At 66.4% G+C, this 11,956-nt stretch carries 20 protein-coding genes; 1 reads left to right on the top strand and 19 read right to left on the bottom strand.

The window, feature by feature from the left end; genetic code table 11:
- Positions 1–55: 55 nt before the first annotated feature.
- A complete protein-coding gene (locus tag KNN16_RS00785; RefSeq protein ID WP_303898077.1) occupies positions 56–931 on the top strand; it encodes a nitrilase-related carbon-nitrogen hydrolase in 876 nt (291 codons plus the stop codon).
- Positions 932–1,017: 86 nt separating this feature from the next.
- On the opposite strand, the gene rpsI is transcribed toward KNN16_RS00785, so the two are convergent.
- The 19 genes from rpsI to KNN16_RS00690 all read right to left on the bottom strand — a co-directional run bounded on the left by rpsI (position 1,018) and on the right by KNN16_RS00690 (position 11,924).
- Positions 1,018–1,452 carry a 30S ribosomal protein S9 gene (gene rpsI, locus KNN16_RS00780; protein WP_366972091.1) on the bottom strand — a complete coding sequence of 145 codons (435 nt, stop codon included), beginning with the start codon at positions 1,450–1,452 and terminating at the stop codon, positions 1,018–1,020.
- A 65-nt stretch (positions 1,453–1,517) separates the two neighbouring features.
- Positions 1,518–1,946, bottom strand: coding sequence for a 50S ribosomal protein L13 (rplM, locus tag KNN16_RS00775; protein ID WP_273091625.1), 429 nt, complete (start codon positions 1,944–1,946; stop codon positions 1,518–1,520).
- A 23-nt stretch (positions 1,947–1,969) separates the two neighbouring features.
- A complete protein-coding gene (gene truA, locus KNN16_RS00770; protein WP_303898075.1) occupies positions 1,970–2,797 on the bottom strand; it encodes a tRNA pseudouridine(38-40) synthase TruA in 828 nt (275 codons plus the stop codon).
- Between the two features lie 36 nt (positions 2,798–2,833).
- Positions 2,834–3,208: a 50S ribosomal protein L17 gene (rplQ, locus tag KNN16_RS00765; protein ID WP_088571996.1), complete on the bottom strand. Its 375-nt coding sequence runs from the start codon at positions 3,206–3,208 to the stop codon at positions 2,834–2,836.
- Between the two features lie 2 nt (positions 3,209–3,210).
- On the bottom strand, positions 3,211–4,191 hold the full coding sequence (locus KNN16_RS00760; RefSeq protein WP_299283357.1) for a DNA-directed RNA polymerase subunit alpha: 981 nt from the start codon (positions 4,189–4,191) through the stop codon (positions 3,211–3,213).
- A 104-nt stretch (positions 4,192–4,295) separates the two neighbouring features.
- Complete coding sequence (rpsD, locus tag KNN16_RS00755; protein WP_088571994.1) at positions 4,296–4,934, bottom strand: 30S ribosomal protein S4; 639 nt, start codon at positions 4,932–4,934, stop codon at positions 4,296–4,298.
- Between the two features lie 75 nt (positions 4,935–5,009).
- Positions 5,010–5,396 carry a 30S ribosomal protein S11 gene (rpsK, locus tag KNN16_RS00750; protein WP_200808196.1) on the bottom strand — a complete coding sequence of 129 codons (387 nt, stop codon included), beginning with the start codon at positions 5,394–5,396 and terminating at the stop codon, positions 5,010–5,012.
- 128 nt (positions 5,397–5,524) lie between these two features.
- Complete coding sequence (gene rpsM, locus KNN16_RS00745; RefSeq protein ID WP_088571992.1) at positions 5,525–5,914, bottom strand: 30S ribosomal protein S13; 390 nt, start codon at positions 5,912–5,914, stop codon at positions 5,525–5,527.
- 75 nt (positions 5,915–5,989) lie between these two features.
- A complete protein-coding gene (gene rpmJ / locus KNN16_RS00740; protein WP_088571991.1) occupies positions 5,990–6,103 on the bottom strand; it encodes a 50S ribosomal protein L36 in 114 nt (37 codons plus the stop codon).
- A gap of 121 nt (positions 6,104–6,224) precedes the next feature.
- The gene (map, locus tag KNN16_RS00735; RefSeq protein ID WP_303898070.1) at positions 6,225–7,061 is read right to left on the bottom strand and encodes a type I methionyl aminopeptidase; all 837 of its coding nucleotides are present in this window, start codon (positions 7,059–7,061) and stop codon (positions 6,225–6,227) included.
- The gene (locus KNN16_RS00730; protein WP_303898068.1) at positions 7,058–7,726 is read right to left on the bottom strand and encodes an adenylate kinase; all 669 of its coding nucleotides are present in this window, start codon (positions 7,724–7,726) and stop codon (positions 7,058–7,060) included. The genes map and KNN16_RS00730 overlap by 4 nt, the downstream gene beginning before the upstream one ends.
- 15 nt (positions 7,727–7,741) lie before the next feature.
- Entirely contained in the window at positions 7,742–9,046 is a 1,305-nt protein-coding gene (secY, locus tag KNN16_RS00725; RefSeq protein WP_088571988.1) for a preprotein translocase subunit SecY, read from the bottom strand.
- Between the two features lie 19 nt (positions 9,047–9,065).
- Entirely contained in the window at positions 9,066–9,524 is a 459-nt protein-coding gene (rplO, locus tag KNN16_RS00720; protein WP_303898065.1) for a 50S ribosomal protein L15, read from the bottom strand.
- Complete coding sequence (gene rpmD, locus KNN16_RS00715) at positions 9,511–9,720, bottom strand: 50S ribosomal protein L30 (RefSeq protein ID WP_088571986.1); 210 nt, start codon at positions 9,718–9,720, stop codon at positions 9,511–9,513. The genes rplO and rpmD overlap by 14 nt, the downstream gene beginning before the upstream one ends.
- Positions 9,710–10,240: a 30S ribosomal protein S5 gene (rpsE, locus tag KNN16_RS00710; RefSeq protein WP_088571985.1), complete on the bottom strand. Its 531-nt coding sequence runs from the start codon at positions 10,238–10,240 to the stop codon at positions 9,710–9,712. The genes rpmD and rpsE overlap by 11 nt, the downstream gene beginning before the upstream one ends.
- Positions 10,241–10,255: 15 nt before the next feature.
- On the bottom strand, positions 10,256–10,624 hold the full coding sequence (rplR, locus tag KNN16_RS00705; protein WP_088572037.1) for a 50S ribosomal protein L18: 369 nt from the start codon (positions 10,622–10,624) through the stop codon (positions 10,256–10,258).
- A gap of 48 nt (positions 10,625–10,672) precedes the next feature.
- Positions 10,673–11,242, bottom strand: coding sequence for a 50S ribosomal protein L6 (gene rplF, locus KNN16_RS00700; RefSeq protein ID WP_088571984.1), 570 nt, complete (start codon positions 11,240–11,242; stop codon positions 10,673–10,675).
- Between the two features lie 11 nt (positions 11,243–11,253).
- Positions 11,254–11,664 carry a 30S ribosomal protein S8 gene (gene rpsH / locus KNN16_RS00695; RefSeq protein WP_299283374.1) on the bottom strand — a complete coding sequence of 137 codons (411 nt, stop codon included), beginning with the start codon at positions 11,662–11,664 and terminating at the stop codon, positions 11,254–11,256.
- Positions 11,665–11,741: 77 nt separating this feature from the next.
- On the bottom strand, positions 11,742–11,924 hold the full coding sequence (locus KNN16_RS00690) for a type Z 30S ribosomal protein S14 (RefSeq protein ID WP_088571982.1): 183 nt from the start codon (positions 11,922–11,924) through the stop codon (positions 11,742–11,744).
- Positions 11,925–11,956 lie beyond the last annotated feature (32 nt).

The following is an 11,956-nucleotide window of genomic DNA, read 5'->3' as shown; positions in this document are numbered from 1 at the left end:
GGATGACCATCCGGATTTTACTTCACGCCGCTATCCCATCCCGGGAGCCAGACAGATGAGCACCCTGAAGGTGGGACTGGCCCAGATCTATCCTCGCCTGGGGGATCTGGAGGCGAACCTGGAGAAGCATCTGGAGTTCATCGAGGAGGCGGCGGCGCGGGGCGCCGACCTCGTCGTGTTCCCCGAGCTCTCCCTCACGGGCTACGTGCTGCAGGACCTGACCTACGAGGTGGCCATCCGGCCGGAGCCGGATCATCCGATCCTCCGCCCGCTGCTGGACGCCAGCCGGCGGGTGGATCTGGTGGTGGGGTTTGTGGAGATCGATGAACGGGGACGCTACTATACCGCGGGGGCCTATCTCTCCGGGGGGCAGATGCTCCATCGTCATCGCAAGGTGTATCTGCCCACCTACGGGATGTTCGACGAAGGCCGGGACATGGCCCCCGGCGACCGAGTCCGCGCCTTCCGCACCCGGTTCGGCCGTTTCGGCCTGCTGATCTGTGAGGATTTCTGGCATGTCAGCCCTCCCTACCTGCTGTGGCTGGACGGGGCGGAAGTGTTGATCTTCACCTCCGCCAGCCCCGGGCGCGGCCTGGGGATCCCCGGGAAGCTGGGAAGCGCGCGCTGGGTGGAGCTGGTCAATCAGGCCTACGCCAGCCTCTTCACCGTGTTCGTCATCCATGTCAACCGCGCCGGCTTCGAGGACGGTCAGAACTTCTGGGGCGGGTCGACCATCTTCGACCCCAACGGGGATCTGGTCGTCCAGGGTCCTTATTTCGACGAGGCGCTGATCCTGGCCTCCATCGATCTGGATCAGATTCGGCGGACGCGGATCCGCCTGCCGCTGGTGCGCGACGAACGCCCGGATCTGGTCCTCCGGGAGCTGCGGCGGATCCTCGGATCGTCCGCCCCGGAGGCACGGGATCCCTGACCGTGCGAACAGAGAAGGGGCGGGCAGGAGGACATGGCGCTCCTGCCCGCCCCCGGAGCTTCGCCATTTGGATCCGCCATCGCGCTTCAGCGCTTGGGCGACTGCGGGGCCTTGCGCGCCCGCTTGAGGCCCGGCTTCTTGCGCTCTTTCTCCCGCGGATCGCGGGTCAGCATGCCATGTTGCTTGAGCAACGGCCGCAGGCTCGGATCGATGGCGAGCAGCGCGCGGGCCAATCCCAAACGGACCGCCCCGGCCTGCCCGGTGAGGCCACCCCCCTCCACCTTCACCGTCACGTCCAGCTTCCCCTCCAGCCCGACCAGACGCAATGGCTCGAACAGATGGTGGAGATCCTGCGGGCGCACGAAGTAGTCCTGGACCGGCTTGTTGTTGACAATGAAGACGCCGGTCCCGCCTGTATACAGCCGGACCCGGGCCACGGCCCGCTTGCGCCGGCCCACGCCTTCGACATACGGTCGGCCTTTGAAGGCCTCAAAGGTGATCCCTTCCATCGCCACAGCCATCCCGGCTCCTTTCCTCCATGGAGTTCAGGGGAAAGGGGGCTACGCGCCCCCCTGTCCGGATCGACTCACAGCGGAAGCGGCTTGGGCTGCTGGGCCTGGTGCGGATGCTCCGGCCCGGCATAAACCTTTAACTTCTTGAGCATGCGCCGTCCCAGCCGGTTCTTGGGCAGCATCCCCCAGACGGCCTTCTGGATCACCCGCTCCGGATGCGTCTGCAGCATCCGGCGCAGCGGGATCTCCTTCAAGCCGCCGGGATACCCGCTGTGGCGGTAGTAGATTTTCTGATCGAGGTGCCGCGGGTGAACGGCCACCTTCTCCGCGTTGATGACAATCACATAATCCCCGCAATCCTGGGAGGGGTCGAAATACGGCTTGTGCTTGCCACGCAGGATCTGAGCGATCCGGCTGGCCAGCCGTCCCAGGTTCTGGCCTGTGGCGTCGACGATCCACCACTCGGCTCGGATGTCCGCGGGTTTGGTCACATAGGTTTTCACGGTCCTCCCTCCACCGCATCGGGTCAGGTTTCCGGATCTTCACGTCCGCCCGATCGAGGCCTCCCACCCTCCATCCAGTGGGGCAGGAAGTCCGGCGCCGGCGGGATCGCGATCCGATCGTAGCGTGCCCCGACGAAATACAAGCCGTGGGCAGGGGCGGGGGCGTCCGCCGGGTAGGCCTCCGGGTGCTCCAGGTAGAACCCTGCCGCCTCCGGAGGGCGATCGCCTCGCCCCACCGCCACCAGCACAGCAGCCATGATCCGAACCATATGATAAAGGAAAGCGTCTGCCTCGATCTCGAAGAACACCCAGTTCCCGTTGGCCTCCACCTGCGCCCGGCGGACCTCCCGCACCGTGTTCTGGCCGCGAGGGGGGCGGCCGAAGGCGCCGAAATCGTGGCGGCCCACCCAGGCGGCGGCCGCCTGCTGCATCGCCTCCAGGCGGAGCGGGCGCGGCACATGCCACGCCAGGTATCGCCCGAAGGGATCCCGCCAGGGCCCGGTGTAGATCACGTAACGGTAGGCCCGCGACCGCGCCTCCCGGCGGGGGTGGAAGTCCAGCGGCGCCTCCCCCAGAGCCCAGACCACAATGTCCGCCGGCAGGACGGCGTTCAGGGCTCGCTGGAGATCCGCCAGGGAGTGGCGCCAGGTCACATCAAAGGCCACCACCTGACCCAAAGCATGCACCCCGGCGTCCGTGCGGCCCGCCCCCCGCACCCGGACCGGGACTCCGGTCAGGCGGGCGAGGGCGGCCTCCAGAGTCCCCTGGACGGTCGGCTCATGAGAAGGGGCCAGCCGCTGGAACCCTCGATAGGCTGTGCCGACATATGCGATGGCCGCCCAGACCCGCATCCGCTCCTGCTCGCCCGGCCTGCACGGGCCGCCGGCTTAATCCTGGACCAGCTCCAGGCGCGCCATCGGCGCGGCGTCCCCCCGGCGGAATCCCAGTTTGTAAATCCGGGTGTAGCCCCCGTTCCGATCCCGGTAACGGGGCGCGATCTCATCGAAGAGCTTCTTCACCACTTCCCGGCCGTAGAGCCGGGCCGCCGCCAGCCGACGCGCAGCCACCTGCCGGGAGGGATCCTCCAGGGCTTTCTTGGCCAGCGTGATCAGCTTCTCCGCGTAGGCCTGCACGAACTCCGCCTTGGCCTCCGTGGTCTCGATCGCCCCGTGCAGGAAGAGCTGCGTGGCCAGGTTACGGGCCAAGGCTTCGCGATGATCCTTGTCCCGGCTTAACGTCTTCCCGGCAACTCGATGGCGCATGCTCAGGCCTCCTCGATCTCCTCCTCAGGCTGGGCCAGGTCCTCGGGCTTCAGGAACCCCCGCTCGATCAGCCGTTCGCGCAGCTCCTCCAGGGATTTGGCGCCGAAGTTGCGGACCGAGAGCAGGGCTTCCTCCCCGCGATACAGGAGCTCCAGGACCTGGCCGACGTTGGTGATGCCGGCCCGCCGCAACGGGTTAATCACCCGGGCGCTCAGCTCCAGGCTTTCCAGCGAGGTCTCATAAGCCTGGGGCGGGATCATCGCCCGCACCGGAGCGGGCACCGCTTCCTGCTCCTCCGGGGCCACGAACTCGGAGATCAGGGAGAAATGCTGCATCAGCAGGCGAGCGGCCTCGATCAACGCCTCCTTTGGCCCCATCGTCCCATCCGTCCAGATCTCCATCACCAGGCGATCGTAGTTCGTCCGCTGTCCCACCCGGGCCCGGTCGATCTCGAAGGTGCACCGGCGGACGGGGCTAAAGATGGCGTCCACGGGGATCTCCCCGATGGGCAGGCGGCCGCGCTCCTCGGCCGGGGAATATCCCCGCCCTCGCTCCACCGTCATCTCGATCTCCAGACGGGTCCGCTCGTCGTCCACCGTGAACAGGTAGAGATCGGGGTTGACGATCTCCACCTCGGGCGGGCACTGGATGTCGGCCGCCGTGACCACGCCCTCGCCGGCCACTTCCAGCCGCAGGCGGGCCGGCCCGTCGCCGTAGAGCTTCATCCGGAGCTGCTTGATGTTCAGGATGATCTGGATGACGTCCTCCCGGACGCCCGGGATGGTCGAGAACTCGTGGGGCACATCGGTGATCCGGATGCTGGTCACCGCAGCGCCCGGCAACGAGCTCAACAGCACCCGCCGGAGGGCGTTCCCGATGGTCACCCCATAGCCCTGCTCCAGCGGGCTGATCACAAAGCGCCCGTATGCCTGCGTCAGGATCTCCGCCTCCACTTTAGGCAGAACCAGCGTGACACCCGCCACAAAGGCCTCCTTTTCCGAATCGGGAACGGAACGGGGGGCGCCTGTGAGCCCTTCCCTCCTCCATCATCCCCCAGCGAAGGGAAGGGCCAAGCGGCCGCCCCGGTTTAACGGGAGTAGAACTCCACGATGAGATGCTCCTGAACCCGCGTGTCGATCTCCTCCCGGACCGGCAGGCGCAGCACCTGTCCGGAGAGATCTTGCGGGTTGAGCTGCAACCAGGGAGGTGGCCGATGGCCTTCCAGCCGTTCCGCGAGGGCCTTGAAATACTCTTTCTCTCGGCTGCTCTCCCGGACCCGGATGATATCGCCAGGTTTGACCTGGTAGGAAGGGATGTCCACCTTGCGTCCGTTGACCTCGAAGTGGCCGTGGCGGACCAGCTGCCGGGCCTGGGCCCGGGAGCTGGCGAACCCCAGCCGGTAGACCACGTTATCCAGTCGGCGTTCCAGCAGGATCAGCAACAGGGCGCCGGTCATCCCCCGGGCCCGCTGGGCGATCTCAAAATAACGCCGGAACTGCCGCTCCAGCACCCCATAGATGCGCCGCAGCTTCTGCTTCTCCCGAAGCTGCAGCCCGTAATCCGAAGGGCGGCTGCGCCGGAACTGCAGCTCCCGGCCGTGCTGCCCGGGCGGATAGTTCCGTCGCTCAATGGCGCACTTGGGCGTGAAGCAGCGCTCTCCCTTCAGATAGAGCTTCTCGCCTTCCCGCCGGCACAATCGGCATACCGGTCCGATGTAACGTGCCATTCCCTCCTCCTCACAGGATCTGCGCAGACGATCGAAGGCGCGCGGTTCGGCCCATCGGCCTGAAAGGGGAAGACCTCACACCCGCCGCTTGGAGGGCGGCTTGCACCCGTTGTGGGGGATCGGTGTGACGTCGGTGATGGAACGGATCTTCAACCCCATCGCGTGCAGGGCCCGCAGTGCCGCCTCCCGCCCGGGGCCGGGCCCGTTGATGAAGACGTCGATCTCCCGCACCCCCATGTCCATCGCCTTGCGGGCGGCCTGTTCCGCCGCCAGGCGGGCCGCATAGGGAGTGCTCTTCTTGGAACCCTTGTAGCCGATGGTCCCCCCGCTGGCCCACGTTAAGGTATCCCCGTTGGGATCCGTCACCGTGACGATGGTGTTGTTGAACGTGGCGTGGATGTAAACGTGCGCCCGCGTCACGTTCCGGCGGGCCTTACGACCGCTCCGCGAACCTCGCGCCATCGATCCCTCCTCAGGCAATGTGGATCACCCGGGGAGAGGCAAAGAGCCTCCCCGCCATCTTCACCCCAGCCATCCGGATGATCTCCCCCATCGCCCCGGGCTTGGGCGGCGACGGGGAAAGGGATGGCTTACTTCTTCTTGGCGCCGCGCTTGCGGCCGCGGCCGGGCACCGTCTTCCGCGGACCCTTCCGGGTCCGGGCGTTCGTCCGGGTCCGCTGGCCGCGCACCGGCAGGTTCATTTTGTGCCGCAGCCCCCGGTAGCACCCGATGTCGATCAGGCGCTTGATGTTCATGGCGATCTCGCGTCGCAGATCGCCCTCCACCTTATAGTTCCGCTCGATGGTCTCGCGAAGGATGTTCACCTCGCTCTCCGTCAGATCCTTCACCCGCTTATCCGGGTTCACCCCGGTCTGCTGAAGGATCCGCTTGGCCAGCGAGCGGCCGATCCCGAAAATGTAGGTGAGGGCGATCTCCACCCGTTTATCCCGGGGCAACTCCACGCCTGCGATCCGTGCCATCGCGCATCTCCTCCCTGAACGCTGTCCCGGCGATCCCGATTCAGTCCTCCCCCAAAGTGGCCGGGCGATCCCGGCTCACCCCTGGCGCTGCTTGTGCTTGGGGTTCTCGCAGATCACCCGCACCACTCCTTTGCGCCGCACGATCTTGCACTTCGGGCATCGCCGGCGCACCGAAGGTGTGACCTTCATCGCGCCCTCCTGAAGGACCTGAATGTGTCGGCAGCAAGCGGTGATCTTTTATTTTACCGGAACATGCGGAACTTCTCCAGTTCCGGACGGATCTCGGAGCCCGACAGCGGCTGAACCGGCCTCAGGAGGCGAGCCGGGGATCATCCTCCAGGGCGGTGAGGATGATGGGATCCCCCTCCGTGATCGCCACGGTGTGCTCAAAGTGAGCCGTCAGGCTTCCGTCCAGGGTGACCACCGTCCATCCGTCCTCCAGGATGCGGGTCCGCCAGTCCCCCATGATCACCATCGGCTCGATGGCCAGGGTCATCCCGGGTCGCAGGGGAAGGCCCCGCCCGGGGCGCCCCCGGTTTACGAAAGAGGGGGCCTCGTGAAGGGCCCGCCCGACCCCGTGGCTGACGAACTCCCGGGCCACCTGGAAACCCTGGGATTCCACGGTATGCTGGATGGCCCACTGGATGTCACCCAGGCGACGGCCCACTCGGGCCTGGGCGATGGCCGCCCACAGGGCCGCCTGGGTGACCTCGATCAGGCGCCGGGCCTCCGGGGAGATCTCCCCGACGGGGAGGGTGATCGCCCCGTCGGCGAAGTATCCCCGGAAGTTCACCCCCACATCGATGCTGATGATATCGCCTTCCCGGAGGCGATAGGGCCCGGGGATCCCGTGCACCAGCACGTGGTTGACGGAAGTGCACAGGGTGGCCGGATAGGGCGGTCCGCCTTCGTCCTTCATGCTGGGATACCCCTTGAAGGCCGGGATCCCGCCCCGCCGGCGGATGTAATCCTCCGCCCACCGATCGAGCTCCGCGGTGGTCACGCCGGGCTGGACCAGGGTGCGCATGGCCTCCAGGACCTCGGCCACGATGCGGCCGGCCTCCCGCATCATCCGGATTTCCTGCCACGTCTTGAGCCGGATCCCTTCGGCCGGACGACGCGTTCGAGGGACCACCCAGGGGCTCATGGATCCGCCGTCCTCCGGATCTCGATGGCCTGGAGGAGGGCCGCGGTTACCTCCGGGATCGGTTGCTCCCCATCGATCTCCACCAGGAGCCCCCGGTCCCGGTAGAACGAGACCAGCGGCGCCGTCTGCTCCTGATAGACCTGGATCCGCCGGCGCTGGACCTCCTCGGTGTCGTCCTCGCGCTGGTAAAGGGTCCCTCCGTCCAGATCGCATCGACCGGGGATGCGAGGAGGATTGAACTCGATGTGATAGACCGCCCCACAGGTCCGGCATGTCCAGCGGCCGGCCAGGCGGCGGAGCAGCAGTTCCTCTCGCACCCGGATATAGAGCACGGCAACCAGGGAGCGCCCCATCTCGGAGAGCATCTCATCCAGCGCCCGGGCCTGGGCAGGCGTGCGAGGGAACCCATCCAGGATCACGCCGCCCCGGCAGTCCGGCTGCTCCAGCCGCTCCCGGATCATGCCGATGGTCACATCATCCGGAACCAGCTCCCCCCGATCCATATACTGGCGGGCCAGCTGCCCGAGAGGGGTCTGACGATGCAAGTGATCCCGGAAGAGATCCCCGCTGGCCACATGGGGGATGCCCAGGCGCTGGCTGAGGATCTTGGCCTGCGTCCCCTTCCCCGCCCCTGGGGGTCCCATCAGGATCAGATCGAGCGGCATGGGATCCTTACCCCCTCAGCGGATGAAGCCCTCGTAGTGACGCATCACCAGTTGCGCCTCCAGCTGGCGCATCGTGTCCAGGACCACGCCCACCACGATGAGGAGAGCGGCGCTGCTGAAGAGCAGCACATTGGTCTGGAGCACGGCCCGCACCGGCCAGGGCAGGATGGCCAGGATCCCCAGGAACAGCGCCCCCACCAGGGTGATCCGCCGGGAGATCCGGTTGATATACTGCTCGGTGGCCTTCCCCGGCCGGATCCCCGGGATGAATCCGCCCTGCTTCTGAAGGGTGTCAGCCAGGTTCATCTGCTGCAACATCACATCCGTGTAGAAATAGGTGAAGGCCACCACGGTGATGAAATACATCGGCCAGTAGATATCGCTGAATCCGGAGAAGACGCTCACGATGGTGTTGGCGATGCTCGCCACAATGGCGTTGCTGGAATACTGGAAGAACTGGGCGATGATGGCCGGGAAAGCCAGGACGGACTGGGCGAGGATGAGGGGGATCATCCCCGCCATGTTCACCCGGAGGGGGATGTAGGTGCTGCCGCCCCCGTAGATCCGATGGCCCCGCACCCGGCGTCCATACTGAACCGGGATCCGCCGCTGGCCTTCCTGGATGAAGACGATGGCCGCGACGGTGATCACGGTCAGGGCCAGGAACACCAGGATGCCCAGGGTGCCGTTGCTGGTCCAGATCTGGGCCAAGTTGTAGGGGGCTCGGGCCACGATCCCCCCGAAGATGATCAGGGAGAGCCCGTTGCCGATCCCTTGTTCGGTGATCAGCTGGCCCAGCCAGATGGCGAACATGGTGCCGGCCGTCATCGTCAGGATCACCGTCAGGGTCGGCAGCAGTTGATGAGGAGCGAAGCCGAAGTTGGGCAGCACCGCCCGGCCGGGGGCGCTGAGCAGGTTCGCCTGACCGATGGCGTAGAGGGCGGCCAGGGGGACGGTCAGGAAATACGTGTATTGCTCGAGCTTGCGCCGGCCTTCGGATCCGCCCTCTTTCACCAGCCGCTCCAGCTGCGGCACGACGGGCACCAGCAACTGCAGGATGATGGAGGCGGTGACGTAGGGATACACGCCCATGGCCATAATGGAGAAGTTCGCGATGGCCCCGCCGGAGAGCAGATCCAGGATGATATAAAGCTGCCCGGCGGCGGTGGTGCCCTGGAGCAGCTGCTGCAGAGCGGCGCGGTCCACGCCGGGCACCGGGATGTGGGCGGCCAGGCGGTAGATGGCCAGGATCAGCAGCGTATAGAGGATCTTCCGCCGCAGATCCGGCAGATGCCAGGCGTTGCGCAGGGCGTCCAGCATACGGCCTCCTCGGTCTCCCTTAGCGAGGGATCACCACCGCCTGGCCGCCGGCGGCCTCGATCTTCGCTCGCGCCGAGGCGGAGAAGCGATGGGCCTTGACCACCAGCGGGCGATCCACCTCCCCATCTCCGAGGATCACCACCGGCTCCTCCGGATCCCGGAGCAGGCCGGCCTGGGCCAGGATGAGGGGGGTGATCTCGCTATGGGGCGGGAAACGGTTCAGCTGGCCCACGTTGACCGGCTGGTAGATCACCTTCTCCACCAGGGTGAAGCCCTCCCCCCGCGCTTTGGGCAGGCGGCGGACGAGGGGGGTGCGGCCGCCCTCAAAATAAGGCGGCATCTTGCGATCGCCGGAGCGGGATTTCTGGCCCTTGCGCCCCCGCCCGGCGTAGGTGCCGTGGCCCGAGCCCAGACCGCGGCCCACCCGCTTGCGCGCTTTCTTCGACCCCGGTGCCGGCTTCAGTTCATGCAGCTTCACGCTCCACCTCCTCCACCTGAACCAGATGGCTCACCTTGGCCACCATCCCCCGCACCACCGGGGTGTCCGGCCACTCCACCACATCGTTTAGATGGCGCAACCCCAGGGTGCGCAGGGTGCGGCGCTGACGCTGGGAATACCCGATGGGGCTTTTCACCAGCGTGATGCGCAAACAGCGGGTCCCTTCAGCCTTCATGGCGCCTCCGGCTCCACGGTGGCATCACTTCCTCAACCGGCTTCCCTCGGATTTGGGCCACCTCCTCCGGGGAGCGGAGCATCTCCAGCCCTTTCATCGCAGCGTAGACCACGTTGACCGGGTTGGTGCTCCCCAGGATCTTGGTCAGCACGTCCCGGATCCCGGCGGCCTCCAGGACAGCGCGGACCCCGCCGGCGGCGATCACGCCGGTGCCCGGCGAGGCGGGTCGCAGGATCAAGCGGGTGGCCCCGAACTTGACCTCCACCGGATGGGGGATCGTGGTCCCCAGCAGGGCGATCTTCTTCATGTTTCGACGGGCTCGCTCGGTGGCCTTGCGCATGGCCTCCGGGACGGCGCGGGCTTTGCCGATTCCTACTCCCACCCGTCCGTTGCGATCGCCGACCACAGCGACCACCCGGAAGGAGAAGGAACGACCCCCCTTGTGGACCTTCGCCACCCGGGCGATGTCCACGATGCGCTCCTCGTATTCCACCGTCGGGACTTCCTGGATCTCCGCCATTGTCACCTCGCCCTGTTAGAACTCCAGTCCGGCCTCACGGGCGGCGTCGGCCAGGGCCTTCACCCGGCCGTGGTATTTATAGCCGCCGCGGTCGAACACCACCTTGCGGATCCCCTTCGCCAGGGCCCGCTGGGCGATCAGGCGGCCCACCAGGCGGGCCTTCTCCGTCTTGGTCAACCCATCCAGCTGGCCCCGCAGCTCGGGATCCAGCGTGGAGGCCGCAGCCAGGGTGATCCCCCGTGTGTCGTCGATGATCTGGGCGTAGATGTGTTTCAGGCTCCGGAAGACCGAAAGCCGCGGCCGCTCCGGCGTGCCGAAGACCTTTTTGCGGACCCGTAGATGCCGTCGACGGCGTCCTTCGTCTCGTGGATGCTCCCAGCTCATCCGCTGCTCCTCCATAGGGCCAGGATTCCATCCCTGAGCCCGAGGATATTACTTGGCCTTGCCGGCCTTCCCAGCCTTGCGCCGGATCGGCTCGTCCTCCCAGTGATCGCCCTTCCAGTATGTGTAGCGGATCCCCTTGCCCTTGTAGGGCTCGGGCGGACGCAGGGCCCGGATCTTGGCGGCCACCTGGCCCACCTGCTGCTTATCGATTCCGGAGACGGTGATGATGCGATCGCGGGTGTTCACCTCGAAGGTGATCCCCTCCGGCGGCTCCACAATGATGGGGTGGGAATATCCCAGATAGAGCACGATGGCCTTGCCCATGGGCTCAGCCCGGTAGCCCACCCCTTCGATGCGCAGGTGCTGCTGAAAACCCTGAGTGACGCCGGTGACCATGTTTGCCAGCAGGGCCCGGGTCAAGCCATGCAGGGCCTTGTGCTTGCGGTCGTCCGAAGGGCGTCGCACCACCAGATGGCCGTCCTCGATGGAGATCTGCATCGACGGATGGAAGGTCTGAGTGAGGGTCCCCTTCGGCCCGGTGACGGTCACCGTCGAGCCCTCGATCCGGACCTGGACCCCCGGCGGGATCGGGATCGGCTTCTTGCCTACGCGCGACACGGCTTCCTCCCTCACCAGACGTAGCAGAGGACCTCGCCGCCGACCCCCAGGCGGCGGGCCTGTTTATCGGTCATCACCCCTTTCGGGGTGGAGAGGATAGCGATGCCCATCCCGCTCATCACCAGCGGGATATCCTCCTTGCCCACATACACCCGACGGCCCGGCTTGCTCACCCGTTTCAACCCCGAGATGGCCGGCTTGCGGAAGCGCCGCTCGCCGATGTATTTCAGCTTGATGATCAGCTTCGGCTGAGGCCGATCGTTCGTCACCTGGAAGTCCTCGATGTAGCCCTCCTCCTTCAACACCCGGGCGATGGCCACCTTCAGCTTGGAGCTGGGGATGGCCACCCGGCTGTGCCCCACCATCGAGGCGTTCCGGATTCGGGTGAGCATGTCGGCAATCGGATCCGTCACCGCGCTCATCGGTTTCACTCCTATCCGAATGTTCCCTATCAGACCTGGGAGGGCTTTCCCTGCGCCGGGTTGAGACATGGGCGCGCTCACCAGCTGGCCTTGCGGACGCCCGGGATCAGCCCCTGGAGGGCCAGCTCCCGGAAGCAGATCCGGCACAGGGCGAAGCGACGGATGTAGGCCCGGGGCCGGCCGCACCGGCGGCACCGGTTCCGCACCCGCACCTTATATTTCCGACGCATCTCACGATAAATCATGCATTTCCGGGCCACAGATCCCCTCCGGCATCCGGTGTGGAAGTCCT

The organism is Thermoflexus hugenholtzii (assembly GCF_018771565.1).
Classification (GTDB): domain Bacteria; phylum Chloroflexota; class Anaerolineae; order Thermoflexales; family Thermoflexaceae; genus Thermoflexus; species Thermoflexus hugenholtzii_A.
The sequence above is the reverse complement of the archived record's forward strand: the minus strand, read 5'-3'. Positions and strand labels throughout refer to the sequence as shown.